General features: G+C 59.7%; 23 protein-coding genes and 1 tRNA gene. 14 read left to right on the plus strand and 10 right to left on the minus strand.

The annotated features are described in order from the left end of the window. Positions 1-222: 222 nt before the first annotated feature. Positions 223-1,653: an NAD(P)/FAD-dependent oxidoreductase gene (locus tag CS919_RS07130; RefSeq protein WP_099298782.1), complete on the plus strand. Its 1,431-nt coding sequence runs from the start codon at positions 223-225 to the stop codon at positions 1,651-1,653. A 96-nt stretch (positions 1,654-1,749) separates the two neighbouring features. On the opposite strand, the gene CS919_RS07135 is transcribed toward CS919_RS07130, so the two are convergent. Next, positions 1,750-2,280 carry a PaaI family thioesterase gene (locus CS919_RS07135; protein ID WP_099298783.1) on the minus strand — a complete coding sequence of 177 codons (531 nt, stop codon included), beginning with the start codon at positions 2,278-2,280 and terminating at the stop codon, positions 1,750-1,752. Positions 2,281-2,322: 42 nt separating this feature from the next. Between CS919_RS07135 and gnd the strand changes: the two genes are divergently transcribed. From gnd to CS919_RS07165, 6 genes are all read left to right on the plus strand, one after another. Beyond that, positions 2,323-3,801 carry an NADP-dependent phosphogluconate dehydrogenase gene (gnd, locus tag CS919_RS07140; RefSeq protein WP_099298784.1) on the plus strand — a complete coding sequence of 493 codons (1,479 nt, stop codon included), beginning with the start codon at positions 2,323-2,325 and terminating at the stop codon, positions 3,799-3,801. Positions 3,802-4,062: 261 nt separating this feature from the next. Next, positions 4,063-5,229 (plus strand): DEAD/DEAH box helicase, encoded by a 1,167-nt coding sequence (locus CS919_RS07145; RefSeq protein WP_099298854.1) that lies wholly within the window; start codon positions 4,063-4,065, stop codon positions 5,227-5,229. Between the two features lie 3 nt (positions 5,230-5,232). Beyond that, complete coding sequence (locus CS919_RS07150) at positions 5,233-6,597, plus strand: hemolysin family protein (RefSeq protein ID WP_099298785.1); 1,365 nt, start codon at positions 5,233-5,235, stop codon at positions 6,595-6,597. Further along, on the plus strand, positions 6,597-7,670 hold the full coding sequence (locus tag CS919_RS07155) for a hemolysin family protein (protein WP_099298786.1): 1,074 nt from the start codon (positions 6,597-6,599) through the stop codon (positions 7,668-7,670). Before CS919_RS07150 ends, CS919_RS07155 begins: the two co-directional genes overlap by 1 nt. Positions 7,671-7,731: 61 nt before the next feature. Further along, positions 7,732-8,616, plus strand: coding sequence for a 3-methyladenine DNA glycosylase (locus CS919_RS07160; RefSeq protein WP_099298855.1), 885 nt, complete (start codon positions 7,732-7,734; stop codon positions 8,614-8,616). Between the two features lie 39 nt (positions 8,617-8,655). After that, positions 8,656-9,924, plus strand: coding sequence for a vWA domain-containing protein (locus tag CS919_RS07165; protein WP_099298787.1), 1,269 nt, complete (start codon positions 8,656-8,658; stop codon positions 9,922-9,924). Between the two features lie 35 nt (positions 9,925-9,959). Here CS919_RS07165 and CS919_RS07170 read toward each other — a convergent pair whose 3' ends face one another. From CS919_RS07170 to secA2, 5 genes are all read right to left on the minus strand, one after another. After that, a complete protein-coding gene (locus tag CS919_RS07170; protein WP_099298788.1) occupies positions 9,960-10,490 on the minus strand; it encodes a MerR family transcriptional regulator in 531 nt (176 codons plus the stop codon). A gap of 188 nt (positions 10,491-10,678) precedes the next feature. Then, complete coding sequence (locus CS919_RS07175; RefSeq protein WP_099298789.1) at positions 10,679-11,299, minus strand: hypothetical protein; 621 nt, start codon at positions 11,297-11,299, stop codon at positions 10,679-10,681. Beyond that, positions 11,292-12,032 carry a transcriptional regulator FtsR gene (ftsR, locus tag CS919_RS07180; RefSeq protein ID WP_099298790.1) on the minus strand — a complete coding sequence of 247 codons (741 nt, stop codon included), beginning with the start codon at positions 12,030-12,032 and terminating at the stop codon, positions 11,292-11,294. The genes CS919_RS07175 and ftsR overlap by 8 nt, the downstream gene beginning before the upstream one ends. 5 nt (positions 12,033-12,037) lie before the next feature. After that, entirely contained in the window at positions 12,038-12,475 is a 438-nt protein-coding gene (gene odhI / locus CS919_RS07185) for an oxoglutarate dehydrogenase inhibitor Odhl (protein ID WP_099298791.1), read from the minus strand. A 159-nt stretch (positions 12,476-12,634) separates the two neighbouring features. Continuing rightward, the gene (gene secA2 / locus CS919_RS07190) at positions 12,635-15,022 is read right to left on the minus strand and encodes an accessory Sec system translocase SecA2 (protein ID WP_099298792.1); all 2,388 of its coding nucleotides are present in this window, start codon (positions 15,020-15,022) and stop codon (positions 12,635-12,637) included. A 98-nt stretch (positions 15,023-15,120) separates the two neighbouring features. Between secA2 and CS919_RS07195 the strand changes: the two genes are divergently transcribed. Beyond that, positions 15,121-15,906 carry an alpha/beta hydrolase family protein gene (locus tag CS919_RS07195; RefSeq protein WP_099298793.1) on the plus strand — a complete coding sequence of 262 codons (786 nt, stop codon included), beginning with the start codon at positions 15,121-15,123 and terminating at the stop codon, positions 15,904-15,906. Positions 15,907-15,912: 6 nt separating this feature from the next. Beyond that, positions 15,913-16,425 carry a ribonuclease E activity regulator RraA gene (rraA, locus tag CS919_RS07200; RefSeq protein ID WP_099298794.1) on the plus strand — a complete coding sequence of 171 codons (513 nt, stop codon included), beginning with the start codon at positions 15,913-15,915 and terminating at the stop codon, positions 16,423-16,425. Positions 16,426-16,491: 66 nt separating this feature from the next. Here rraA and CS919_RS07205 read toward each other — a convergent pair whose 3' ends face one another. After that, complete coding sequence (locus tag CS919_RS07205) at positions 16,492-18,843, minus strand: ATP-binding cassette domain-containing protein (RefSeq protein WP_370737755.1); 2,352 nt, start codon at positions 18,841-18,843, stop codon at positions 16,492-16,494. A gap of 138 nt (positions 18,844-18,981) precedes the next feature. On the opposite strand from CS919_RS07205, the gene CS919_RS07210 reads away from it, so the two are divergent. Further along, a tRNA-Pro gene (locus CS919_RS07210) sits at positions 18,982-19,058 on the plus strand. A gap of 81 nt (positions 19,059-19,139) precedes the next feature. On the opposite strand, the gene CS919_RS07215 is transcribed toward CS919_RS07210, so the two are convergent. Further along, on the minus strand, positions 19,140-19,703 hold the full coding sequence (locus CS919_RS07215) for a 1-acyl-sn-glycerol-3-phosphate acyltransferase (RefSeq protein ID WP_099298795.1): 564 nt from the start codon (positions 19,701-19,703) through the stop codon (positions 19,140-19,142). A 55-nt stretch (positions 19,704-19,758) separates the two neighbouring features. Here CS919_RS07215 and arsB point away from each other — a divergent pair, with 55 nt between their 5' ends. Beyond that, positions 19,759-20,880, plus strand: a complete 1,122-nt coding sequence (gene arsB / locus CS919_RS07220; RefSeq protein ID WP_099298796.1) for an ACR3 family arsenite efflux transporter — start codon at positions 19,759-19,761, stop codon at positions 20,878-20,880. A 16-nt stretch (positions 20,881-20,896) separates the two neighbouring features. After that, positions 20,897-21,319, plus strand: coding sequence for an arsenate-mycothiol transferase ArsC (locus CS919_RS07225; protein WP_099298797.1), 423 nt, complete (start codon positions 20,897-20,899; stop codon positions 21,317-21,319). Positions 21,320-21,356: 37 nt separating this feature from the next. Here CS919_RS07225 and CS919_RS07230 read toward each other — a convergent pair whose 3' ends face one another. Next, on the minus strand, positions 21,357-22,748 hold the full coding sequence (locus CS919_RS07230; protein ID WP_099298798.1) for a dicarboxylate/amino acid:cation symporter: 1,392 nt from the start codon (positions 22,746-22,748) through the stop codon (positions 21,357-21,359). A 203-nt stretch (positions 22,749-22,951) separates the two neighbouring features. After that, a complete protein-coding gene (locus tag CS919_RS07235) occupies positions 22,952-24,406 on the minus strand; it encodes a glyceraldehyde-3-phosphate dehydrogenase (protein ID WP_099298799.1) in 1,455 nt (484 codons plus the stop codon). Between the two features lie 128 nt (positions 24,407-24,534). On the opposite strand from CS919_RS07235, the gene trhA reads away from it, so the two are divergent. Continuing rightward, complete coding sequence (gene trhA / locus CS919_RS07240) at positions 24,535-25,287, plus strand: PAQR family membrane homeostasis protein TrhA (protein WP_306345846.1); 753 nt, start codon at positions 24,535-24,537, stop codon at positions 25,285-25,287. Positions 25,288-25,395: 108 nt separating this feature from the next. Further along, entirely contained in the window at positions 25,396-26,457 is a 1,062-nt protein-coding gene (locus CS919_RS07245) for a ribonuclease HI (RefSeq protein WP_099298800.1), read from the plus strand. Positions 26,458-26,508: the final 51 nt, after the last annotated feature.

Here is a 26,508-nt window from a genome sequence, read left to right on the forward strand (position 1 = left end):
TCCCCCCGAAGTTACTAGGAAACCAACATTTTCCTCGTTCGACACAACCGATTTCCTGCAATTAAGTGCCTACGGGGTAACGGTCAAGGCATTTAACCCCCTCGTGACATGAATCTTTGTCCGTGTGGCGCTTATCATAGGACGAAGATCCTCACATCAGAGGTTTATGAACGCTTGTCAATAAACAAAACACAGTGAGCAATTTTGGAGGAGCAACTCCGCATGTCGAAAACCCCGTATCGCCCGCAAGGTGGTCGCCACCACGTCGTAATCATCGGAGCGGGTTTTGGTGGCCTGTTCGCAGCAAAGAAGTTCAAAGATTCTGACGTCTCCGTCACCATCGTTGACCGCACCAACCACCACCTCTTTCAGCCGCTGCTGTACCAAGTAGCAACCGGAATCCTCTCCGAGGGCGAGATTGCTCCTTCGATCCGCCAGATCTTGGCTGATCAGGACAACGTCCGCGTCGTCAAGGGCGAAGTTCGCGACGTGAACCTGGAAGGACAGACTGTCACCGCCGACCTCGGTGGCAAGGACGAGGTCCTGGAATACGACAGCCTCATCGTCGCCGCTGGCGCTTCGCAGTCCTACTTCGGTAATGAGCACTTCGCCGAGTTCGCGCCGGGCATGAAGTCCATTGACGACGCACTAGAAATCCGCGCCCGCGTCACTGGCGCTTTCGAGCGCGCAGAGATCACGGATGACCCTGAAGAGCGCAAGCGCCTGCTTACCTTTGTCGTCGTTGGTGCAGGTCCGACTGGCGTGGAGCTGGCTGGACAGCTGGCCGAGATGGCTCACCGCACTCTGCGCGACGAGTTCCGCGAAATCAACACCAAGAACACCCGCATCCTGCTGGTTGATGGTGGACCGCACGTTCTCATGCCATTCGGCAAGCGTTTGGGCCGTAAGGCTGCTCGCATCCTGGAAAAGCTCAATGTGGATGTCATCCCCAACTCCTTGGTCACCAATGTGACCAAGGAAGGCGTGACCCTGAAGGATATGAAGACCTCAGAAGAGTCCTTCGTTCCCGCATACTGCAAGATCTGGTCCGCCGGCGTGGCCGCTTCCCCACTGGGCAAGCACGTCGCCGATCAGGCTGGTGTCGAGGTAGACCGTGCGGGTCGCGTGTCCGTCAATGACGACCTCACTGTCGGCGAGCACCGCAATGTCTTCATGATCGGAGACATGATCAACCTGAACCGCCTCCCAGGTGTGGCGCAGGTGGCAATGCAGGGTGGTCAGTACGCTGCGCGCACCATCATCGACCAGGTGGAAAACCGCACCTCCCCATCTTCTCGCCCTCCATTCGACTACTTCGACAAGGGCTCCATGGCCATCGTCTCCCGCTTCAACGCAGTGGTGAAGATGAACAAGGCCGAGGTTTCCGGCTTCCTGGGCTGGCTGATGTGGCTGGTTCTGCACCTGCTGTACATGGTGGGATTCCGCAACCGCGCCGTTGCCGCATTCAGCTGGGGCTTGAACTCCGTGTCCCGTCGCCGTTGGCAGCTGACTGCCACTCGCCAGCAGCTGCACGCACGCAACGCGCTGCGCAAGCTGCGCGAGATGGAAGACAACGAGGGCATCCGCTCCATCGAGGTTCGCGACAACCTCCGTTTCGGCGAAGGCCGCGATACCCGCGCCGTATCCGACTAATCCTCGGTTCGCCCTCTCTGAAGAACTGAGGCGCCCTCCATGCGTTCAGCATGAGGGCGCCTTTGGCGTATTCGACGCAGAAAAATGCAACCAGCGCTAGCGCTTAGGCTTTAGGTTCGGAACCACCGCGGTTTTCAATTGAGTCAAGGCCACCAACTTGCCCGTCGCCTCATTCTTGTGCTCAATACGCCACAAATGGGTGCTCCTGCCCAGGTGTTCCGGGGTTGCCGTCGACACAATCACATCACCCTTGACAGAAGGACGCAGGAAGTCCGTGTGATTGCTGGTGCCCATCACCGCAGGCTCCGCACCAGCGGCCAGGTACGAAGCCACAGAACCTGCGGACTCCGCCAGCGCGGCCAACAAACCACCGTGAGTAATCCCCCACGGCTGCAAGTGCTCGGCGGTGATCTCCACGCGCAGAGCGACCTTTCGTGGCCCAACCTCGATGTATTGCGATCCCATGACCACGTCAAAGTTCGTATCGAAACGATTGGCCTTGTTGAATTGCGCGATTTGCGAGTCATCCAAATCCTGCTGCGCCGCAATTTCCGAAAGCTGCTGGAACTTAAGCAGAGCGGCGCGCTTGGCGTCCTTGCTGACATCTGCATGCGAGTTATCGTTCATGGGCTCACCGTATCGGAGTTTGGGTCGCTAGTATGTATAACCATGACTAATTCTTCTGCCACTTTCGGTACTGCGTCCGCTGCAGGTTCCGCTCAGATCGGAGTTGTTGGGCTGGCCGTCATGGGCTCCAACATCGCCCGGAACTTTGCGAACCACGGCCACACGGTGGCGGTGTACAACCGCACCACCGCCAAGACCGAGGCATTCATGGAGGAATTCGGGGATACCGGCAACTTCGTGTCATCCGCGACCATCGAGGATTTCGTGGCCTCGTTGGAGCGTCCCCGTCGCGCTCTGATCATGGTGGCCGCCGGTGCGGGTACCGATGCCGTGATCAACCAGCTGGCTGATGCGATGGATGAGGGTGATATCATCATCGACGGCGGAAACGCCCTGTACACGGACACGATCCGCCGCGAAAAGGAGATGTCTGAGCGCAACCTGATGTTCGTCGGTGCGGGCATCTCCGGCGGCGAGGAGGGCGCTCTGAACGGTCCGGCAATCATGCCTGGCGGCCCGAAGGAGTCCTATGAGTCTTTGGGCCCACTGCTGGAGTCCATTTCCGCGCAGGTAGATGGCGTGCCGTGCTGCACCCACATTGGCCCAGATGGCGCCGGCCACTTCGTGAAGATGGTGCACAACGGCATCGAGTACGCGGACATGCAGGTCATCGGCGAGGCCTACCACCTGCTGCGTTACTCCGCTGGCATGGAGCCTGCAGAAATTGCCGAGGTGTTCCGTGAGTGGAATAAGGGCGCGCTGGAAAGTTACCTGATTGAGATCACCGCTGAGGTGCTGGCACAGGTGGATGCGGAGACCGGCAAGGCATTGGTGGACATCATCGTGGATTCCGCTGGTCAGAAGGGCACCGGCCGGTGGACCGTCAAGTCCGCGCTGGATCTGGGTATTCCTGTCACCGGTATCGGCGAGGCTGTATTTGCCCGCGCGCTGTCTTCTGCTCGCGATCAGCGCGCGGCCGCGCAGGAAAAGCTTCCGTCCGGTTCTTTGGCAGAGGGCATCGCCCCCGAGGATCGCGAGAGTTTCATCGAGGACGTTCGCCGCGCTCTCTACGCGTCCAAGTTGGTGGCGTACGCGCAGGGCTTCGATCAGATCCAGGCAGGCTCCAAGGAGTATGACTGGAATGTTGATCCGAAGAACATGGCCACCATCTGGCGCGGTGGTTGCATCATTCGCGCGCGTTTCTTAAACAGTGTTCGCGAGGCCTATGAAAAGGATTCGCAGCTGCCTTCCCTGCTGCTGGATGATTACTTCAATGGCGAGCTGCAGGATCTGATTGATTCTTGGCGCCGTATCGTTGTCACAGCTACGTTGCAGGGCCTGCCGGTTCCTGTGTTCGCTTCTTCTCTTTCTTACTACGACGCACTACGCGCCGATCGTCTCCCCGCCGCCCTGATCCAGGGTCAGCGCGATTTCTTCGGCGCCCACACTTACGGTCGCATCGACCGCGAGGGCGCATTCCATACTCTCTGGTCAGCCGACCGAAATGAGGTTCAAGCCTAAGTGACTTCTGGCTCTTCCAAGCGGCGCCGGGTCGTTCGACGCGGTAGCCGCGTGGTTTCTGATTCTTCCCGTTCTTCTTCCCGACGCAATGCTCGCCCGAACGCCAGCTCCTCACAGGGCCAAGGCAAGGGCAAGTCACAGAAGCGTCGCGGTGAGCGTTCCGCGGATCAATGCGCTCGCCCGCAACGGCAACAGCGCGCATCTCACCACTCGCCCACGGCGCAAAAGTCTGCGCCAGCCCCTGCCGCTGCTCCTTCGGTGATGGCGGATACCTCCACTACTTTCGCGGACTTAGGTCTTCCATTGGAGCTGGTCAGAGCCTTGCGTCAGGAAGGCATCGAGCATCCCTTCCCTATCCAGGCCAAGGCCATTCCGCAGGCATTGGGCGGCCAAGACATTCTGGGGCGCGGACCGACTGGTTCTGGAAAGACGTTTACGTTTGGTCTGCCGATTATCGCTTCGCTGATGCAGGGTGCATCCAAGCCCAAGGCACCCCGGGCCCTGATTCTGGCGCCGACCCGTGAACTTGCCGCACAGATTCGTGCCCGTTTGGAGCCGATCGCTGCTTCGGCTGGCCAGCGTGTGCTGGAGGTTGTGGGCGGAGTGAAGATCTCCCACAACATCCGCGCACTGGCTCGTCCCGTGGACATCTTGGTGGCTACCCCAGGCCGTGCCCAAGACCTGTTGGATCAGAAGGAAATTTCCTTTGCTGACGTGCAGATTGTGGCGCTCGATGAAGCGGATCAGATGGCGGACATGGGCTTTCTTCCGCAGGTCAAGAAGCTGCTCAACCGCGTGCCTCGTACCGCTCAACACCTGCTGTTCAGCGCCACCCTCGATGGCGATGTGCAGATCCTGGTGGATAAGTACATGAACAATCCCGTGACCCACTCCACGGGTGAGGCGCAGGTGCGGGTGGATTCCATGGACCACTACCTCACCCCGGTTGCCGATGGCCCATCGCGCAACCAACTAGTGGTGGCTATCGGTAAGCAATCCACCAAGACCATCATGTTTGTCCGCACCAAGCACGGCGCGGACCGGTTTGCGAAAAAGCTAGTCAAGGCCGGAGTACGCGCGGTAGCGCTGCATGGCAACAAGGGGCAGAACTCCCGAACCGCCGCCATCGATAGCTTCACCTCCGGAGATACCAGTGTGCTGGTAGCCACCGATATTGCCGCCCGCGGTATCGATATTTCCGGCGTGGATCTGGTGGTTCACGTAGACGTGCCCGCTGAACACAAGGCCTACGTTCACCGCGCAGGTCGCACGGCGCGCGCTGGCACCTCCGGCACTGTCGTAACCCTGTGCTTTGCTGATGCCATCGACGATGCGCGAGCATTGCTGAAGAAGGCGGGTGTCACAGCCACGGAGCTGAAGACCAGCGCATTGATTGACATGCTGAAGATCCAGAAGGGACGTGCCTAGTTCGTGGAGATCGTATTATCGATCGTCGGCCTCATTGGTTTTGTGGCCCTGACGGCATGCACCGGTCTGTTCGTCGCCGTGGAGTTTGCCCTGACGGGCTTGGAGCGCTCCACGATCGAAGACCACGCCAAGCAGAAAGACGATGGCACCGCCAAGCTGCTGCGACGCGCACACGGCGAGCTGAGCTTTGTGCTGTCCGGCGCACAGCTGGGTATCACCATCACCACCTTGGCCACGGGTTACTTGGCCGAGCCCATTCTGGCTAAATTCTTCACCCCATTGCTCAATCTGGTCGGTCTGGGCGAATCGGCCAGCAAGCCCATCGCGCTGATCTTGTCGTTGATCATCGCCACGGGACTGTCCATGGTCTTCGGTGAACTGGTTCCCAAGAACCTCGCTATTGCCCACCCTTTGCAGGTCGGCCGCTACACCATCCGCCCTGTGTGGGCTTTCAACAAGGCGCTATCTGGCTTTATTAGTGCGCTGAACGATGCGGCGAACTTCGTGGTTCGTAAGTTTGGCGTCGAGCCGGCGGACGAACTCGCCAGCGCCCGCAGCCCGCAGGAACTCTCCGCATTGGTTCGCCACTCAACGGGCGATGGAGGATTTTCCGCAGGTAAGGCCCGCGTGTTGGACCGCTCGCTGAAGTTCGGCGACGCCAGCGCGGATGACATCATGACACCCCGGTCCACCGTGGTCACTCTCGATGTGGAAGACACCGCGCTGGACTTGATTAAGTTAGCCATCGAGACCGGCCACTCCCGCTTCCCCGTCACTCGCGGCGACCTCGATGACACGGTGGGCGTGGTGCACGTCAAGGATGCCCTCAGCGTGGCTCAGAACGAGCGCGCCACCACCCCAGTGCTGGAGATGGCGCGCGCCGTGCCTACCGTGCCGTCCAGTTTGGGTGGCGACGACGTGCTCGCCCGCGTCCGCAGCGCCGGCTCCCAATTGGTACTGGTGGCTGACGAATACGGCGGTACCGCAGGCATCGTCACCATCGAAGACGTCGTGGAGGAGATTGTCGGCGAAGTCTGGGATGAGCACGATAACCGCGCCGAAGATGCCGAAGTTCAGCGCAGCGGACAGGACTGGGAAGTCTCCGGGCTAGTCCGCATTGACGAGCTGCCGGAGTCCGTAGGCTACACACCACCAGAAGGTCCTTATGAAACGCTCGGCGGCTTGGTCATGCAGACTCTGGGGCGCATCCCCCAAGAGGGCGATATGGTGCTTCTGCCCATCGCTTCCAGCAACTATGTGAACTTCGAAACCGGCGGCGATCACCGTTGGGAAGCCACGGTCACCTCGATGGACAACCGTCGAGTAGACCGCGTGCGCATGCGACCAGTAAAGAATGAGGTGAAGTAATGGGTTCCGATATTTGGGGCATTATCTTTGCCGTATTCCTGCTGGGTCTCAATGCGTTTTTCGTGGGAGTGGAGTTCGCTCTGATCTCCTCCAGGCGCGATCGCCTGGACAACATGATTGCTGCGGGCAACCGCAGCGCAGTCAAGGTGTTGGAGGCCACGGAGAACCTCTCCATTCAACTGGCTGGTGCGCAGTTCGGCATCACGTTGGCCTCCGTGTTGCTGGGTAAGGTGGGCGAGCCCGCCATTGCCCACCTGATTGAGAAGCCGTTCCACATGGTGGGGCTACCAGATAACCTTCTGCATCCGGTCTCCTTCGCCATCTCCCTGCTGATCGTGACTGTGCTGCACATCATCTTGGGCGAGATGGTGCCGAAGAACATCGCGCTGGCTGGTCCAGAGACCGTAGCAACGTACCTGATCCGCCCGCACCTGCTGTTCGTCAAGCTGGCTCACCCGATCATGGTGTTCCTCAACTGGATCGCCCGCATCACGCTGCACGCAGTGGGCGTGGAGCAAAAGGACGAGCTGGATTCCACCGTCTCTCCTTCTGAGCTGGCCAGCATGATCGCGGAATCTCGTTCCGAGGGTCTCATCGCGCCCGCCGAAGCCGATCGTCTATCCAACGCGCTGGGCAGCTCCCGCAGAACGCTGCGCGAAGTGCTGATCCCGGCTCGTGACGTGCGAGTTATTCAGCAACACGGAGCCCAGCTGATGGTCTCTGATGTTGAGGATGCTGTGAAAGAAACCGGCTTCTCCCGCTTCCCCGTGGCCGGAGACAACGGCCTGTGGATCGGCTACATCCACATCAAGGACGTGCTGGACAATGTGGCCTTGGATTCCGATCCCACCACGCCAGCCTCCAGCACCCCGCTGGATTCCACGGACGTGCGCGAGCTCATCGAAGTATCGCTCGATGAGAACTTTGATGTGGCTATGCGCCGCATGCGCCAGCACTCCAGCCACGTCGCTGCTGTTGTGGGTGAGGACGGCGCAATCGTGGGCATCGTGACGTTGGAAGACATCATTGAGGAGTTGGTGGGTACGGTGCGAGACTGGACCCACGATGAGTAGCAAGACCGACGAGCAGCCCGGTGACACAGGACATTTGTCCGTGTTGCCTGCAGCTCGCTGGATGGCGCTGCGGGACGAGCACCAACAGCAAGTCCACGAGCTGACGAAGAATCACCGTCAGCGTCGGCGCTCCGCCGAGCGCCACCCCGTGTGGGACTTCATGTTCAGTTACTACCCCGTTAGCCCAGGCAAACTCTCTCACTGGCATCCCGGGGCAGGCACTTGGCTGGACATGGAGGACACCGGGGAGAAGGCGAAGGTGGCGTCGGAAGAAAAACAACACCTCCTTCCCCACTACAAAGACCATTACGTACAACGTGGCGCCGCATGGGGCCTGGATCTGCAGCGGCACTGGGATGACCGGGGAAAGAGCATTAGCTACATGCACCGGTTGCTCTCGCTGACCAAGCAGCGGCCGCCGCAGCTGGGGTGCTTTGGCCTGCACGAATGGGCAATGGTTTACCGCGATACGCCGCGTCACCCCGAGCCGCTGCGTCTCGGCGCCGAGGGCACGAACCAGGTGGTGGAGAACAGCCAGCTCAAGTGCACGCACATTGACGCATTCCGCTTCTTCACCCCACAAGCCGCACCGCGCAATGAGCTGCGCCCCACGCGCGAGACGCAGACCGAGCTCGAGCAGCCCGGATGCCTGCACGCCACCATGGACGTGTACAAATGGGCGACCAAACTTGGTCCGATGCTGCCCGGTGAACTGTGGCTGCGCGCCTTTGCTCTGGCCTGCGATGTGCGCGTCCTGGACATGGAGGCAAGCCCGTATGACCTGCAGGAATGGGGCTTTGCTCCGGTGAAGATCGAAGAGCCCGCAGGACGCGCGGAGTACGTGCGCAGGCAGCAGGAGCTCATGCGGCGCGGGCAGGCGCTGCGTGGGGAGATCCTCGACATCCTAGAAGAGGCCTTCCCTCATCTGCGCGCACCAAGCAGCTAGACTCAGACACATTGCCTTTGACCAGCCTCGGGAGGAACCATGGGTAGACACGCTAACGGCACGAAGAATTACCGCATCGCCGGGTGGATTTGGTTTGCGCTGATCGCTCTGGTGCTGGTGGTGGCGCTGATCATTGGTTGGGGTGCGCTGCGACAGAGCAACGAGGCCTCCACCGACCAAAAGCAGTGTCCCGAGGGCGATTACAGTCTCAACGTGTGGGCCGCGCCCGAGCGTGGCGAGGCGGCTCAGCAGCTGGTGGACAAGTACAACGAGTCTGGCCAGGTGGTCAATGATCACTGCGTGAAGGCGGAGGTTAGCCAGGTCGCCGATCAAGAGGTGCTGGATAAGGCCAAGAGCTCTGATGGCGTCTCCAGCGTGTGGATCCCCGCCTCTCCTTCCACTGTGGCCAAGGGCATGGCCGATGCAGGTATCAATACCAATGGCAAGGACGTCCCCGTTGTCGATGGTGCCGCGGTGTTCGCGCTGGGCAATGATCGCGGCATCGATGAGCAGGCCGCGCGTTCCGGCAACGACTTCGCCTCTTTCGCCGCCGATTCCGAGGGCGCCCAGGTGGTGCCGCTGGATCAGGTCGCAGATGGTTCTTTTGATGTCGACGCCACCTCGAACGACACCACCGAGACACAGTCCTCTGCAGGTAACCAATCTGAAGCTGAGAAGCCCGCTGATGACAACGCTGCTGATGCCGACGGTGCCACTACCTCTGGACCAGCTGCCGTGACGTTCGTGGTGGATACCTCCGGCTCGATGGGACTCTACGAGGGCGATTACACGCGGATGGACAATATTCGCGGTCCCATCTCAGATGCCATGCGGGGTATCGGTGAGCGCGGCGGCATAGTGAGCCTGTGGAACTACTCCTCCCCCATCAACCCGGGCGTTTCCGTTCCTTACCGCGATAACGTGGACATTTCCGTGGGTGATGATGGCACGATGGCCAGCGGAATCGTCAACCAGCTTGGCTTTGGCGGGGCAACGTATACACACGAATCGGTGCTTGCGGCGTACCGTGCCGCGGTGGCCAACGCGAGTGGTTCGGACAAGCCCGGACGTCTGGTACTGATCACCGATGGGCCCAACGACGGTGGCTCCATTGGTTTGGAATCTGCTGTGGCGGCAATTGAAAAGCTGCACGGCGAACAGGCCGTACTGCTTGAGGTGGTGACCATCGGAGAGAATGTGGACACTGAGGCGATGCAGCAGATCGCGCAAGCCGGTGGCGGCAATGTACACCACGCTGCTGATTCGCTGGGTATTACTGAGCCGCTGCGTGAAGCGGTAGAGGGCTAGGGCTTAGCGGCTCTCTGGCCTTAGGCCGTGACAGCCTAGGCCATGCGGCGACGGCGGCGCGCTGCCAGCTCGTCGATCGCTGGATCCTGAGTGATCTTCTCGGAAGGGAACGCGGTGATGGTGCCGGTCAATTCCTTCATCAGACCAGGCACGGCGATGCCGAACACGCCTTGTCCACCGTTGAGGAGGTCGATGACCTCTTCCGGCGAGCGACACTCATAGACGGTAGTGCCATCAGAAACCAGCGTGATGCCGGAGAGGTCATCCACGCCGAGGTTTTCCAACTTTCCCACTGCCTTGCGGATGTTCTGCAGCGAGATTCCGGTGTCTAGCAGGCCCTTAACGATCTTGAGCACGAGGATGTCGCGGAAAGAGTACAGGCGTTGGGAACCAGAGCCGTGGGCGTTGCGGATGGTGGGCTGCACCAGCTTGGTGCGTGCCCAGTAGTCCAGCTGGCGGTAGCTAATGCCGGCCACTTGGCAGGCAATGGGTACGCGGTAGCCGACCTCTTCGTCGGGTCCGTCCACGTCAAAGAGCGCGTCTTGCTGCGGAAGCTGCTTGCTCATGTTTGTCTCTCCTGGCTAGCGATGTTCTCTACATTAGAGGGACATCATTGTGATTTCCACACGTGTGACTTAACTGCTTGGTAAAGGCACGTGGGATCAACCTGCAAAGGTTCAATCTGAACTTCACTGTTGATATTAACACTAGTCACAAAAATCACACGTGTAACAACACGCCTGTGATCTGCAGCTTAAGAATTCTCCCCGTCTGGGGACTCACCATCCAGCCAATCGCCAAGATCATCGCTCCAGCCCATGGCCTTCCACATGTCTTCAAACTCATCGACGATTTCTGGTGATGCCGTGGTGGGCAGTCCCCCGTTCCAACGCAGTACCAGTGCGGACAGTGCTGCGTCTTCTTCTTCGACGTCAGCATCTGACTCCGCGGCTTTGCGCGCCGTGTCCTGCAGATTCTTCATTTCTTCTACGAACGCAGGGTTGGATGGAATCATCGTGGAAGCCATCGCTTCCTTGACACGCACGTCGAACAGCACGCCAGCGTGCCATATGAATTCCAAAGTGCTGGGGCGCACATCAATGTAGCGATCGCCCTGCTTGAGGCCTGCGGTCATCTGACCACGTGAATTGGTGGAGATTTCCGCGAACCACGGATCGTCGGCATCGCCAGAGCTCAAAAGGCTGGCCAAGATTTCACCGTCTGTAGGACGTCCCCCGAGGTCCTGCATTTGCTCCACCCAGACCGGCAAGAGTGCCGAGCCATCCGGGGTGGCGAACACCAAAACATCGACAGCCTGATCGGTAAGCCCAGCTGCGCTGAACCTGCCGATCAGGTGAACTTCGATATCAGCCAAGGTTGCCCTTCACCAAGGCGGCGTTCAAAGAAAGGATGAGAGCCGACACTTCGCGGGCCGTCTCATCTGCACGCTGACGAGCGTTTTCGTCGCGGCCGTGGGCCAGTGGCTCAGAGACCTTAGCCACCATGTCCGTGTGTCGCTGGGCAATGGTCATCAGCGACTTCAAGTGACGCGTGTCCAGGGCGTATTCCGTCAGGCGAGATGCCAGCTGAACTACCAGCACATCGTCGACGGAGAAGAATCCCGCAGTGTTCGCGGAGATCAATCCCATGCGGATCAACGAACCCACGAAAGAATCGTCCACATCCGCGCGCGCAACAACGTCTGGCCTGGTCAGGCGACGAGGAGCGTCCGCAGCACGGAACTGCTCAGCGGTCAGTGCTCCCGGCGCAGGCTGCTTGGCCGTTACTGGAGTCACCTTGCCGGAGTCCATAGCCTCCAGCTGTTCACGGATCACCTTCAGCGGAAGGTAATTGTCACGCTGGTGGGTCAGGATGTAGCGCAAGCGCGCAATATCATCGGGTGAGAAGCGACGGTAACCGGACTGGCTACGCCGTGGGCTAATCAGCTTTTCAGTCTCCAAGAAACGAATCTTGGACACCGTGACATCAGGAAAGTCAGGCTTGAGCTGTTTCAGCACGTCACCGATGGTGGAGGTGGGTAGCACCTTCTTAGCGGTAGAGAAATTATTACCCTCTACCGCTCGGGCTGCATTCGCTTGAGCACTCACCGGACTTAGGATTCCTTGTAACCGTTCAGGAATACCAAGCGAAACTTGCCGATCTGAATCTCATCGCCATTGCTCAGCACGGCGGAGTTCTTTGGCTCGCGGTTTACGTAGGTGCCGTTGAGGGATCCCACGTCTACTACTTCGTACTCCCCTTGGCCATTGCGGCGGAACTCAGCGTGGCGGCGGGAAACGGTGACATCGTCCAGGAAGATGTCGCTATCCGGGTGGCGGCCAGCTGCGGTCGTGTCCTGATCCAGCAGGAATCGGGAACCTGCGTTTGGACCACGCTTAACCACAAGCAGCGCGGAGCCTTCTGGAAGGCCCTCCACACCGGCAGGAGCGGACTCAGACTGTGCGCCAGACTCCATCTCCTTCAAGAGATCAGCACGGAAGACCGAAGTCGTCTCTACCGAAGCCTCTGGGATTCCGGTGTTTTCGCTCATGTTGTAGTCCTCTCTGAGACGTTTTTACTGCAACTATGACCACAATACTACCCTGCGGACAGTTCAGGGCATTCAGTGGCTAACTCTTAACAATTAATGTGCGGGCACAAAAAGATCTATCTAAATCAGCAGGTCAAAACCCTCCTGCTCGCATTCCGATTAGCGGAACATCTGCGCGATGGATCCAATCACCGAGCCGCCGCCACTGCTCAACGGGTTGTCGTTAACCATGTAGGTCCACGTGGCGCTCGGCTTGTGCAGCCCGATATCACCCAGTTGAGCGCCTTCGGATGTGATGGTCACCTCGTCGAACGTCTGCCGTGCCTTAGCCACCGCACGTTCTGCCAAATCGCCAAAGGCAGCGATGGACATGCGGTGGAACTCGTCGATAGGCGATTCCCGAGCAATCGCGCGCAGGTGAATGCTCTCCCGCACGTCGTCCAGATACGCCAGGTGCTCACTCCACTCGTGATCTAGGTGGAACAGCATGATGTCTCGAGCTGCCTGTTCCAGCACCTCCTCAGAGATGCCTTCAGCCTTCAAGGCATTGGCCTTATCCACGTTGTGGTAGCTCAGGTCGTCCCATGCCGTGGGCGTATCCAGCAGTTTGTCGCGGCGGCCGTTGATGATGTCTCGCTGATCCTTGATCAGCTTGTTGTACTTCCAGGTGGTGGCATGAATGTCCAACATTTGGCCTTCGGTCACGCGCTGGCAGTGGTCCACGAAGTTGAGGACTTTCTTCTGCTTGAGCAGTCCATCCTCGTCGGGCTGGGCCTGCAGTTCTTCCCCAGCTCCGCCCACGGAGACCACGTCATCCTCAATAGAGACGAAGTAGACGCTGGAGCCGGGGTCACCCTGGCGGCCAGCGCGTCCGCGTAGCTGGTTGTCCAAGCGTTGGGATCGGAATCGTCCGACGCCAACCACGTGCAATCCCCCAGCTTCCACCACCTCATCGCGCTCGGATTCGTCTGCTCCGCCAAGCTTGATATCGGTTCCACGGCCAGCCATTTGCGTAGACACGGTGACTCGTCCAGGGCGGCCGGCCTCGGCAATCACGGCAGCTTCTGCTTCGTGATTCTTCGCGTTGAGTACTGAGCACTCCACGCCCACCCGCTCCAGCGCGTGAGCAATGTGCTCGGATTCCGCCACATCCTGGGTTCCCACCAGCTGCGGCTGTCCGGAACCTTGGATATCCAAAATGTGAGCGATCACTGCTTCGTCGCGCTCTTCCGCGGATGCATAGACGTGATCAGCTTCATCGAAGCGCTGGGTAGGCACATTGGGCTCGATAACGGAGACGTTGAGCCCGTAGAACTGACGCAGCTGATCACCTGCGGCCAGCGCGGTCCCCGTCATGCCACAGACCTCGTGATACATGCCCAGCAGCGCCTGAATGGTGATCTGATCTAGGATGCGGCCACCTTCCGTGACCTGCAGTCCTTCCTTGGCTTCTACCGCGGACTGCAGGCCATCAGGCCATCGCTGCAAGTCCGCCACGCGCCCGCGCGAGCCGTCGATGAGTAGGACTTTGCCCTCGCGCACGATGTAATGCACATCGCGCTGCAGAAGATGCTCGGCGTGCAGGGCCACATTGATCTGCACCAGCAGCTCCGCCCCCGTGGGCTCCGCCGAGACAGCAGAATCTTGGTCTTCGGCATCTGTCGTGTCAGCGTTTTCGTTCGCGTCCCCACCGGCATACAAGGACTCGATACCTAGCTTGCGTTCGGCATAGGAGGCGCCTGCGTCGGTAAGGAACACATTGCGGTGATCTTCGGAGATCAGGAAATGCTCCTGCTCCTTCATGGATTTGACCAGCTCGGTGATCTGCCCCATTGGCGCGGCACCTGGCTCGGACCCGGCGAGAACCAACGGGACCAGGGCCTCATCCACCATGACCGAATCTGCCTCGTCGATGATGGCTACATCGGCCTCTGAACGCACCTGATCCTCACGCTTGGTGATCAGCTGATCCCGCAGCACGTCGAAGCCCAGCTCATTGATCGCGCTAAAGACCACGTCGCGGGCATAAATATCGCGGCGTTCGTCACTGTTTAGATCCTCGGAAATGGCGCCGTGGCTCAGGCCAAAGAAGTCGAACATCGGCCCCATCCACGCATCGTCACGCGCGGCTAAGTAGGAGTTCACGGTGACCACATGCACGCGCTTGCCCTGCAGCGCGTAGCCCACGGCGGCCATCGCACCCGCTAGCGTCTTGCCCTCGCCGGTGGCCATCTCCACCACGTCACCGGCCAGCAAACGCAACGTGCCCTGCATCTGCACGTCGAAAGGAGAAAGATACAACGTCCGACGCGCCCCTTCACGCATCGCGCCGAGCAGCTTGGAATCGTCCACCACGCGGCCCACTCGGCCCTGCCCGTACTCGTCCAAGTCCTGCTTCACCACGGCAGACGTGGCAGCTTCGCGCAGTTCCGCATCCGAGGCTTCACGGAAACGATCCGCGCCCGCCTGCGCTACAACAGCCTTGCTCTTCTTCTGATTCTTAGTGGGAGAGGTACCCATTGTCTTCCAGAACCAGTCAAATGCCATGAGCGTGGCCTACCCTTCGGGTCGATCGTTAATGTTGGAAACCAACCTTGCTTGTAGAACAACACTAGCGAAGCCTCGGGACAAAGGATGGCAAGACCATGTCGACACAACATTCCCGCAAGCCTGCGGTGCGCTCGTTCAACGTGACGGTGCCGGACGGCCCTTTCGGAGACATAGCCGGGACCATTGATGCTCCCGCCGAGCAGACCACCGCCGCCGCCCTCGTTGCGCACTGTTTTACCTGCGATCGTCAAGCCGTGGGCACCTCGCGCATCTCCAAAACTCTGGCCCGCCACGGTATCACCAGTGCCCGTTTCAATTTCTCTGATCTCACGCTGAGCCACAACGTGGATGAGCTAGTGGCTGCCGCCGAGTGGATGCGACAGGAACATGGCCTTACTCCGCAGCTGCTGGTGGGGCATTCCCTCGGTGGCGTGGCAGCAATTCGCGCTGCATCCCGGCTCGCGGGGATCACTGCGGTAGCTACCGTGGGCACGCCCTTCGACCCGAGCCACGCCGTGGCCTCTTTGTCCGAAGCCCTGGCTCCGCTTCGCGAATCTGACGGCCCATCGCATGTAGACGTCCCCCTCGCTGGCCGCGAGGTGCGCATCGAACGTTCCATGATCGAGGATCTCATGACCTCCGATCCGCACGCTGACCTGCGTGTCCTGGGTGAAACGGAGGCCAGTTTGTTGATCGCCCACTCCCCGTTTGATCAGACGGTCGCGTTTTCTGACGCTTTGAGTTTTCTCGACGCCGCCCTGCAGCCCGCCAGCTTGTTGTCCTTGCCGGAAGTTGATCATCTGCTGACGCGACGCGGGTCGGGGCAACGCGTGGGTGAGCTGATCGCACAGTGGGCACGCGCCTATATATCGCTAGACTAGAACGCTATGAACGCACCAAAGAACAATGTGACTTTTATTCCTACCGCTGATCTAGTGGACATCATCGGCGAAGACGTGCGCAGCTGCGATACACAATTCTCCGATCTGGGTGGCACCACGGAGTTCGCCGGTCCTATCACCACGGTGAAGTGTTTCCAAGACAATGCGCTGCTCAAGAGCATTTTGGGCGAGGACAACCCAGGAGGCGTGCTGGTTATCGATGGCGATGCATCCGTGCACACCGCGCTGGTGGGAGACATCATCGCTGGCCTGGGCAAGGATCATGGTTGGGCTGGTGTGATTGTCAATGGCGCTATTCGCGATTCCGCTGTCATCGCCGAGATGGACTTCGGTTGCAAGGCGCTGGGAACTAACCCGCGCAAGTCCACCAAGACGGGTGAGGGCGATCGCGATATTCCCGTGAGCATCGGCGGCGTGGAGTTCATCCCAGGTCACATCGCATACTGCGATTCCGATGGGATCGTGGTCACCGAACAGCCAGTGGAGCCAGCTGAGTAGCACTCCCCTTATCGTTCGGTTCTGCAGCCTCGCCATCCGGTCCTATGCCAGATGGCGAAGCTCTTTTTATGCAGACAGGTACTTCTTCAGATAAGCGCCGGTGACGGACTCGGATTCGTCCATTAGCTCCGCGGGAGTTCCGGCCAGGACGACCTTTCCGCCTCGCGAGCCAGCTCCGGGACCCATGTCCACGATGTGATCGGAATGGGCCACCACTGCCAGGTGGTGCTCGATGCAGATCACTGTGGTGCCTGCGTCGACAAGAAGATCGAGGAGATCCAACAACATCTCCACGTCAGCCAAGTGCAACCCCGTGGTGGGCTCATCGAGCACCAGAACGTCCGCGGCGTCCTTCTTCTTGCTCAGATGCATGGCCAACTTCAGGCGTTGGCGCTCGCCGCCGGACAGGGTGTTCAGCGGCTGCCCGAGGGTGAGGTAGCCCAAGCCCACTTGTTCGAGTGAAGCGCAGACCTTGGCCGCTGCGGGCACCTTGCTGTCAGTTTCTTTGAAGTAAGCGTGCGCCTGCTCGGCGGGCAATTCCAGCACGTCGGCGATGTTTTTTCCGCCCAGGGTGTACTCGAGGACGTCGTCGGAGAAGCGTCGGCCTTCGCACACCTCGCAGGGCACGTCCACGCCACTCATGATGCCCAGCTCCACGTAGACCACACCGGCACCGTTGCAGTGCGGGCAGGCGCCATCTGAGTTTGCGGAAAACAAGCCTGGCTTCACTCCATTTTCCTTGGCAAACGCCTTGCGAATAGGCTCCAGCGCGCCAGTGAATGTCGCAGGATTAGAGCGTCGAGAACCCTTGATCTGGGTCTGATCCACAAATTCGATGCGCCCGGCTTCCACCAACTCCGCTGGCAAGTTGCCCAGCAGCGAAGACTTTCCGGAACCGGAGACACCCGTGATGGACGTGAGCACGCCCGTGGGGATGTCCACGTCCACGTTCTGCAGGTTGTGAGTGCTCGCATTGCGGATCTCCAGCGCGTTCTGGGCGGTGCGCAGTTCCTTCTTCAGCTCCACGATGTCCGCGAGGTGCTTGCCCGTGAGAGTGCCAGCCTCGCGTAGTTCCTCGACTGTTCCGGTGAATACTATTTCTCCACCGTGGGAGCCAGCCCGCGGGCCGAGGTCCACGACGTGATCAGCAAGCGCAATCGTCTCTGGCTTGTGCTCCACCACCAGCACGGTATTTCCCTTATCGCGCAGTGCGAGCAACAGATTGTTCATTCGCTCGATATCTGCAGGGTGCAGGCCTGCAGAAGGCTCGTCGAATACGTAGGTCACGTCGGTCAGCGCGGATCCCAGGTGGCGAACCATGCGCGTGCGTTGCGCCTCACCACCGGATAGCGTTCCTGAGGGCCGAGACAGGGCCAAATAGCCCAAGCCGATCTCCACCGCGTTGTTAACAGCCGCAGTGATGTTCTCCACCAGAGGCGCCACCCGCACATCGCTGAAGTCTTGCAGCCAGTCCACGAGGTCCCAAAGCTCCATTTCACACAGCTCGGCGATGGACTTGCCATTGATCTTGGATTCGCGCGCATGTTCAGCCAGGCGGGTTCCGTCACACGCCTGACAGGTGACAAACTTCACGGCCTTTTCCACGAACTCGCGAATGTGCTTCTGCAAGGCTTCGGGATCCTTGCTCAGCATCGAGCCACGCATCCGAGGGATCAGCCCCTGGTAGCTCATGTTGATGCCGTTAACCTTGACCTTCACATCGTCCAAATACAGCAAGGCATGCCGCTGCTTTTCAGTGAAGTCTTTCACTGGCTTATCCGCTGGATATAGCCCAGATTCTGCATAGGCCTTCCACGTCCAGGAGTCTACTTTCGCGCCGGGCAGCAAGATTGCGCCCTCGTTCAGGCTCAGGCTTTCATCCACCACTGCTGAAAGGTCGATATCGCTGACTCGTCCCATGCCCTCACAGTCCGGGCACATGCCACCGGTGCGTTCGAAGCGAGTAACTTCCTTCTTCGCTCCCGCGCGATCCACCTTGATAGCGCCTTGCGCGCTCACCGACGGGACGTTGAAGGAGTACGCAGCTGGGCCACCGGCATTCGGCTCAGCAATGCGGGAGTACAGCACGCGCAGCATGCCGGTGATGTCCGTGGCCGTGCCGAACGTGGAGCGAGCGTTGGCCCCCATGGGTTCCTGCCCCACGATCACTGCCGCGGTGAGTCCTTCTAATTGGTCGACGTCAGGACGTGCCATCAACTGCATGAAGCCCTGCACGAAGCTGGGATAGGTTTCATTGACAAGGCGCTGGGATTCGGCGGCGATGGTATCGAAAACCAGCGTAGATTTGCCGGATCCGGACACACCAGTGAAGACGGTCAAAGACCGCTTGGGTATGTCCACACTGATGTTGCGAAGGTTGTTATCGTTAGCGCCGATTACGCGGATGTATTCAGTCACGAGACCAATACTAAAGGCCGCCGAGACAACGCTGGGGCAATTGGGATTGTCGGACAACAGTGTTGTAAGCTATGGCAAGTCTTGAGCACGATTCCGCGCACGGTCTTACCCTGCACGGGTGGAAGATTCTCAAGGCGGCGGGCTGTGGCGCAGTTTGGTAGCGCACCACACTGGGGGTGTGGGGGTCGCAGGTTCAAATCCTGTCAGTCCGACCAACATCACCAAAGACCAGCGAGCAACCGAAATGGTTCACACGCTGGTCTTTTTCCGTCTCCGAGCAAGCACTAGCCCCACACTCACTCGTCCCGCAACCGCGGCTCCACCCGACGTTCCGGATAAAACCCGGACTTATCCGCGAAGAATGCGCGGATCCGGTCCATGTCCGCTGCCTTGTCTCCCGTGAGGTGGAATGTCGGCCCCAGCCCTGTGGTCTTGGTGGATCCGTCCATGTACGCCAGAGTGACGGGCAGTCCGCTTTCCATCGCGATCCGGTAGAACCCGGATTTCCAATACTCATGTGCGCCACGCGTGCCGTCGGGCGTAATGACCAGCCCTGTGGTGTGCCCGTTCTTCATCGCGGCGACCAGCTCCTCAACCACGTCCTGGGCGTTGTTGCGATCCACCGGGATGCCTCCGAGGGCGCGCATGATCGTGCCCTTCCATCCGTCGAACAGCGATGCCTTGCCCACGAACTTTACGTCCAGTTTGTGGTGCCACGCCACGGCCAGCATGAAGATAAAGTCCCAATTGGACGTGTGGGGTGCGCAGACGAATACGGTGGGCTCGTTCGGCGCGTATTCTGTAACAAGCGACCACTTGCTAATGCGGAAGAGGAGCGCCGATAGTCTTTTCCTGATCATGTTTATGACCCTACGTTGAACGCACGTTTGACCGCACTGGAGTATTGAAAATTTTATGGCCCCTTCCCCAGCATCATCACCATCACCTCCCGTCCAGCGTCCGCGCTTGTCTTTTCTTGACCGCTGGCTCCCGTTGTGGATCGGCATTGCCATGGCAGCGGGCCTGGGTCTCGGTGCGGCTGTGCCGGGTTTGAGCGATGCTCTGGACAAGGTGAAGGTGGGTGGCATTTCCATTCCTATCGCGTTGGGACTGTTAGTGATGATGTACCCACCGCTGGCGAAGGTGCGCTTCGATAAGGCTGGCGAGATTGCTGCGGACAAGCGCCTGATGGCGGTGTCTTTGTTGCTGAACTGGATCGTGGGTCCATTGTTCATGTTCGCGCTGGCATGGATCTTCTTGAGTGATCAGCCAGAATTGCGGACGGGCTTGATCATTGTGGGGCTAGCCCGGTGCATCGCGATGGTGTTGATCTGGTCTGATCTGTCGTGCGCTGACCGCGAGGCCACGGCCGTTCTGGTGGCCATCAACTCTGTGTTCCAGGTGCTGATGTTCGGCGTGCTGGGTTGGTTCTACCTGCAGGTTCTGCCTTCATGGCTGGGGTTGGATACGTCCTCCGCAGACTTTTCTTTCTGGTCCATCGTGGTGTCCGTGGTGGTGTTCTTGGGCATTCCGTTGCTCGCCGGCGCTGCGTCGAGAGTCATCGGTGAGAAGGCCAAGGGCCGCAGCTGGTACGAGGATACGTTCCTGCCCGCGATCAGTCCCCTCGCGTTGATCGGGTTGCTGTATACGATCGTGCTGCTGTTTGCCCTGCAAGGTAAGCAGGTTCTGGACGATCCGTGGCGCGTAGCGGCCGTGGCGCTTCCCCTGCTGGTGTACTTCGTGGGCATGTTCAGTGTGGCTCTGCTGACGTCCAAGGCTTCCGGAATGAACTATGCGCAGTCCGCGTCTGTGGCGTTTACTGCCGCGGGCAATAATTTCGAGCTCGCTATCGCAGTGTCCATCGGCACGTTTGGCGCGTTTTCCCAGCAAGCTCTCGCCGGCACGATCGGCCCTTTGGTGGAAATTCCGGTACTAGTGGCATTGGTGTATGCCATGTTGTGGATGGGTCCCCGCCTCTTTCCTGGCGACCGGTCCGTTCCTTCTTCTTCATTGTCGACGCCAAACCCCACCCAATAGAAAAGGTCCCCCTCACATGACTTCTCAACCTTCCGTTCTATTCGTATGCTCCAGCAATGGAGGCAAGTCCCAAATGGCCGCAGCGTTGGCAGAGCATCACGCGCACGGTGACGTGGAGATCCATTCCTGCGGCACCAAGCCCGGCACTGCGCTGAATGAAGAATCCGTGGAGGCGATCGCGGAGGTCGGTGCAGATATGTCTCAGGGTGAGCCCAAGGGCGTGGATCCAAAGCTATTGGCGGCGGTGGACCGCGTGGTGATCTTGGGCAGCAGCGCCAAGCTGGAGCTGCCCGAAGGTGCCCGCGGCACCTTGGAGCAGTGGGATATCGATGAGCCGTCCCACCGCGATATTCACGGTATGGAACGGATGCGCATCGTGCGGGACGATATCGATTCCCGAGTAAAGACGCTTCTGAGCGACCTCAAGAACGAAGCTTAAAACCGATCGGGGGCGGTAGGCGTCGAAAATAAAGAACCTAAGCCCACCGCGACCGATCGAGAATACCTGCGCGCTTGGCCACCACGGTGGCGGACAGGGACTGCCCGGTGACGTTGACCGCGGTGCGACCCATATCGATGATCGGCTCGATGGCCAGCAACAGGCCCACACCGGCCAGCGGCAGTCCCAGCATGGAGAGCGTGAGCGTTAACATGACGGTCGCACCCGTGGTGCCTGCGGTGGCGGCGCTTCCCAGCACGGACACCATGATGATCAGCAGGTAGTGCGTGATGTTGAGATCCACACCGTAGAACTGCGCCACGAAGATTGCTGCCACGGCCGGGTACACGGCGGCGCAACCATCCATCTTGGTCGCGGAACCCAGTGGGATCGCGAAAGAGGCGTACTCGCGGGGAACGCCCATCTCATCCTCTGCAACGCGCTGGTTGACGGGCATTACGCCCATGGAAGAACGGGTCACAAATCCCAGGGAAGTCACGGGCCAGACCTTGCGGTAGAACTCACGCACCGAAAGCCCGTTGGCCTTCAGCACCACGGGGTAAATCACGCCCGCGACGATCGCCAGGCCCACGTAGATCGCGATAACGAAGTTGCCCAGCGCGCCCAGTGCATCCCAGCCGTAGGAGTACACGGCGGTGCCGATCAGAGCTGCCGTGCCAATTGGCGCCAGGCGAATAATCCACCACAGCACCTTCTGCACGATACTCAAGAAGCTTTCCATGAAGTTCAGGAACGGCTCTGCAGACTTGCCGGTCTTCACCGCTGCCACGCCAATGACCATGGAGATCACCAGCAGCTGCAGCACGTTGAAGCTCAGCGATACGGAATCCTCGCCCAGCTTGGTCTGTAGTCCAAAGATATTCTGCGGGACGATGGATTGCAGGAACGCGGTCCAGCTGCCCTGGCTCTCTGGGGCTTGCGCGGCGCTGGCGTCGATGGAGGTGCCCTCACCGGGACGCAACACGAGCGCCACCACAATGCCGGTCAGCACGCTGAAGAACGCGGTGATCGCAAACCACCACAGCGTGGAGATGGCCAAACGGGCGGCGTTTGTCACCTTGCGCAGGTTAGCCACGCTGGTGATCACCGCAGCGATGATCAGCGGGGGAATCATCACCTTGAGCAGCTGCACGTAGGCGCTGCCCACGCCGTCGAGCAACGCACCGAGCCAGTTATCCTCTTCGCCCTGAGTGCCGATGGCGCGAGCAACAAAGCCCAGGCCCAAGCCGATGAACAGGCCGAGGATGACCTGTGAGCCGAATCCCGTGTACCACGGGCTCTTGGATTGCTGTGTGCTGCTGTTCGTACCAGAGCCTGATGCTGTGCTGTCCCCTGCTCCGGTCGCGTCAGCGGTTGAGTCGCCACGGGAGTCATTGTGAGACTCGCTGGCCGATGTTTGAGTTGTCATTCACGCACCGTTGTACTTCCTTGAAACGAAAAACAGACCTATCTGTCTATTTGCTACACGGATGTCAACGGTACGAGTGCCGGTTCTATTCCCAATACCAGATTCGGCTACCCCATCCCTCCCCTCTACCCCCACTGAACAGCACAAACCCCCGTGCCGCCTGTCGGCGAACCACGGGGGTCAGGGGCACATAATGCGAGGTTTTAAACCTCTTCAGCAGAAGCTCGGCGAGGCAGCACGGCCGGACGAACGCCCGCGATCTCCTCGACGATACGAACCACCTGGTTGGAGTAACCGAACTCGTTGTCGTACCACACGTACAGCACGAGGTGGTTGCCGCTGGCGATGGTAGCCAAGCCGTCCACGACACCTGCATGCGTCGATCCCACGAAGTCAGTAGACACAACCTCTGGGGAATGGATGTAGCCGATCTGCTGGCGCAAGTTGGAGTGCAGGGACACACGACGAAGGAAGTTGTTGACCTCATCCGCCTCCACCTCGGTAGCCAGATCTAGGTTCAGCACGGCCATGGAAACGTCTGGGGTAGGAACGCGAATCGCATTGCCCGTCAGCTTGCCAGCGAAGTCCGGCAGCGCCTTGGACACGGCCTTGGCGGCACCGGTGGCCGTCAAGACCATGTTCAACTGCGCCGCACGTCCACGACGCTCGCCCTTGTGGAAGTTATCAATCAGGTTCTGATCGTTGGTGAAGGAGTGCACGGTCTCCACGTGACCGTGGTTCACGCCGTAGCGATCCGCGATGACCTTCAGCACTGGGGTGATGCCGTTGGTGGTGCAGGATGCGGCGGACAGGATCTGATCGGAATCGTCGATGTCCGCGTGGTTGATGCCGTAGACGATGTTCTTGATATCGCCCTTGCCCGGAGCGGTGAGCAGAACCTTGGAGACGCCCTTGGATTCCAAGTGCTTGCTCAGTCCGTCGCGGTCGCGCCACACACCTGTGTTATCCACCACGATGGCGTTATTGATGCCGTACTCGGTGTAGTCGATCTCGGATGGGTCGCCTGCGTAGATGACCTGAATCGCGGTGCCGTTGGCGTAGATGATGTTGTTTTCTTCGTCCACCGTGATGGTGCCGTCGAATGCCCCGTGGACGGAATCGCGGCGCAGCAGCGAGGCGCGCTTCTTCAGGTCGCCTGCTCCCTTAGAACGGACAACGACAGCGCGCAGGCGGGCTCCACCGTAGGTAGCTTCCCGGGAGATGAGGATCCGGGCGAGCAGTCGGCCGATACGGCCAAAGCCGTAGAGCACCACGTCGCGAGACTCGCGTCCGTCTTCCTTACCGAGGGCATCCGCCAGCTGCTCTTCAAGGAAGCTGCGCAGATCCTGGCCCTCGGAGGACTTCTTGTAGCGGCGCGCCAAAGTGCCGATATCGATAGAAGCAGTTCCCAGGTCCATCGTCGTGAGCTCCTGGAGCACCGGCAGGGTCTGGGTCAGGGACATTTCCTTTTCCACGATGCGTCGCGCATAACGGTGGGACTTGATGATGTCGATGTCCGAGTTGTTCACCAGCAGGCGACCAAACATGGAAGTGACCACGTTCTTTTCGCGGTGCAGTTGGCTGATCAGTGGAAGCATCTGCTGCGCCAAGTGCAGGCGCTCGTTCCATTCGTTATGGTGCTGCTCTGGAGAGGTCATCGATCCTCACTGTTCGTTAGTCAACGTACTATCCGGGATTTTCCGGCTATCACAGGCATTTTAGGCCAAACCCCCTGCGCTATTAACAATCTGCCCGGCTTGTGCGAATTTTTTGTACGCTGTTCGCTATGACCGTCTCCACTTCCACAAAAGATGGCGAGAAAACTTCCATGCACTTTGAGCGCGCGCACAAGATTTTCGATCGGGGGCCCAGGCCCGTTCTGCGCGGTCGGCTCCACACAGCAGCGGCATGGTATTTCAGCGGTACCTCTACCGCCCTGACTGTCGTGGCGATTGTCCTGCAGGGCTTCGGCGTCATGTCATTCGTAACCGCCTTGTACTCGGTGTGCCTGGTAGGCATGCTGACCACCTCCTCCCTATATCACCGCGCTCCATGGCGATCCGAAGCCACCGTCCAGGGATGGAGGCGTGCGGATCACGTGATGATCGCCGTGTTCATCGCGGGCAGCTATGGCCCGGTGACGGTGGGCGCTTTCGGTTCCCAGTGGTTCCATAATGCAGGCTGGGGTTATTCCGGTGGACTGTGGATCCTAGTGCTGAGCTGGGCGGCTGCAGCGGCAGCGGCGGCGTTGAACATCGTATGGATCAATCACCCGCGCATTCTCTCCTCGGCCGTGTACATGCTGCTGGGATGGCTGGCGATCGTCGCCCCACTGGGTTATTTGGAGGGAATCGGTATTCCCGCGTCAATCTTGATGGTCTTGGGCGGCTTCGTCTACACGCTCGGCGCAATCGTCTACGCATTCAAGTGGCCGAACCCCTCCGAGCGCTGGTTCGGATTCCACGAGGTTTTTCACGCCACCACCATCGTCGCTGCCGCGTTGCACCACATCGCGATCTGGCTGGTCGTCCTCCAATAGGCGCGATAAATTTTGCTCATCGCCTCGTTGCTGGCGCCGCTCCAATCCCATTCGCAAGCACCTCCCCAACCGCGAGTGCAGCATCGACAACCAGATAACCTGTACCCCATGACTCCACTCGAGACCGAGGCTCTCACCGGCACACGATCGCGCACCTATCAGACGCGCAAAGTGACCGACGAGCAGGTCAATCGGCCACTGCACATCGCCATCGCGGTGTGGGAGGAGCCGTGGAAGTCTTCCCCTACGGGCGTTCGCACGGAATGGGTTCTGGCGATCAATCCGAAGGGCAACAAGCCCTACATTCACCTGGGCACCACGGATGAGAAGGATCCCAATCCGCACATTCTCCGTGAGTTGAATCAGGAGTTGCGCAAGGCGAACAAGGGCAAGGATGCAGCGTGGGTGGTTGTTGGTCGACGCCGCGTCCCCCTCGCCTCGCTGTTGAAGAAAAACGGCTTTGACCTCACCGGCTCGTTCTCCGAGCAAAACCGCGCCAGCGACAAGGCAGCCCACATGCGCCGGACCGGTGCCAAGGGACTCAAGCGCAGAGCCAAGCGTGAAGGCGAAGCGCCGAAGCAGGTGGAAACCAAAGAAGTAGAAACCACCGAACTCCACTGGTTGCCCAATTCCTCCAAGAGTGCCGGGGGCGGCGGCCACATCCGCATTTCCTGCGATGCGTCCTCGGATACACAGACCCGAGGCACCATGTGTTTTGTGGCGTCCAACGGCGATTACCAGCTGCGAACGCAGGCCACCAAAGCCTCGACTGATGAGCTGGAACTGGAGACCATTACCTTGGCACTGAAGTACTTAGCCAGGGTCGGCGCAACGTCCGCCATCGTGGAATCCGATTCCATGGCCGCATTAGAAGCCACGGGATACGTCCTGCGCGGAGGCCGGTCGCGGCGCGTCTGGCGGGGCATCTCCCCTGGCGCCCGCACCCGCTTCCACCAGGCGTGGAAAGTGCTAGACGGGGTGGTCGATGTAGAACTCCGCCGCGTGCTGGGCCATGCCGGGGACCCGCTGAACAAAGCAGCGGACAAGATCGCGTACATGGCGCTGCGCGCCACCGCGCACCCAAAGCGGCAGGCCCAGCCCACGCTGGATCGCAGCATCCATAAAGCAGTGGCCACCGCAGCCGAAGCTGCAGCGGCCCAAGCTCTATAACCTCAACGGCTAGCTCCTCAGGACTGGCGCCAAAGATCTAGCGCCACGGAA

Origin of the sequence: Corynebacterium dentalis, from assembly GCF_900232865.1 — a bacterium.
Taxonomy (GTDB): Bacteria; Actinomycetota; Actinomycetes; order Mycobacteriales; family Mycobacteriaceae; genus Corynebacterium; species Corynebacterium dentalis.

Excerpts from the sequence above, each read along its gene's own strand:
- CS919_RS07165 (WP_099298787.1), top strand. The coding sequence starts at position 8,656 with ATGGGTAGACACGCTAACGGCACGAAGAATTACCGCATCGCCGGGTGG.
- rraA (WP_099298794.1), top strand. The coding sequence starts at position 15,913 with ATGAACGCACCAAAGAACAATGTGACTTTTATTCCTACCGCTGATCTA.
- CS919_RS07235 (WP_099298799.1), bottom strand. The coding sequence starts at position 24,406 with ATGACCTCTCCAGAGCAGCACCATAACGAATGGAACGAGCGCCTGCAC.
- CS919_RS07130 (WP_099298782.1), top strand. The coding sequence starts at position 223 with ATGTCGAAAACCCCGTATCGCCCGCAAGGTGGTCGCCACCACGTCGTA.
- CS919_RS07170 (WP_099298788.1), bottom strand. The coding sequence starts at position 10,490 with ATGAGCAAGCAGCTTCCGCAGCAAGACGCGCTCTTTGACGTGGACGGA.
- CS919_RS07225 (WP_099298797.1), top strand. The coding sequence starts at position 20,897 with ATGACTTCTCAACCTTCCGTTCTATTCGTATGCTCCAGCAATGGAGGC.
- trhA (WP_306345846.1), top strand. The coding sequence starts at position 24,535 with ATGACCGTCTCCACTTCCACAAAAGATGGCGAGAAAACTTCCATGCAC.
- gnd (WP_099298784.1), top strand. The coding sequence starts at position 2,323 with ATGACTAATTCTTCTGCCACTTTCGGTACTGCGTCCGCTGCAGGTTCC.
- CS919_RS07195 (WP_099298793.1), top strand. The coding sequence starts at position 15,121 with ATGTCGACACAACATTCCCGCAAGCCTGCGGTGCGCTCGTTCAACGTG.
- odhI (WP_099298791.1), bottom strand. The coding sequence starts at position 12,475 with ATGAGCGAAAACACCGGAATCCCAGAGGCTTCGGTAGAGACGACTTCG.
- CS919_RS07145 (WP_099298854.1), top strand. The coding sequence starts at position 4,063 with ATGGCGGATACCTCCACTACTTTCGCGGACTTAGGTCTTCCATTGGAG.
- secA2 (WP_099298792.1), bottom strand. The coding sequence starts at position 15,022 with ATGGCATTTGACTGGTTCTGGAAGACAATGGGTACCTCTCCCACTAAG.
- CS919_RS07160 (WP_099298855.1), top strand. The coding sequence starts at position 7,732 with ATGGCGCTGCGGGACGAGCACCAACAGCAAGTCCACGAGCTGACGAAG.
- CS919_RS07245 (WP_099298800.1), top strand. The coding sequence starts at position 25,396 with ATGACTCCACTCGAGACCGAGGCTCTCACCGGCACACGATCGCGCACC.
- CS919_RS07135 (WP_099298783.1), bottom strand. The coding sequence starts at position 2,280 with ATGAACGATAACTCGCATGCAGATGTCAGCAAGGACGCCAAGCGCGCC.
- arsB (WP_099298796.1), top strand. The coding sequence starts at position 19,759 with ATGGCCCCTTCCCCAGCATCATCACCATCACCTCCCGTCCAGCGTCCG.
- CS919_RS07230 (WP_099298798.1), bottom strand. The coding sequence starts at position 22,748 with ATGACAACTCAAACATCGGCCAGCGAGTCTCACAATGACTCCCGTGGC.
- CS919_RS07155 (WP_099298786.1), top strand. The coding sequence starts at position 6,597 with ATGGGTTCCGATATTTGGGGCATTATCTTTGCCGTATTCCTGCTGGGT.
- CS919_RS07215 (WP_099298795.1), bottom strand. The coding sequence starts at position 19,703 with ATGATCAGGAAAAGACTATCGGCGCTCCTCTTCCGCATTAGCAAGTGG.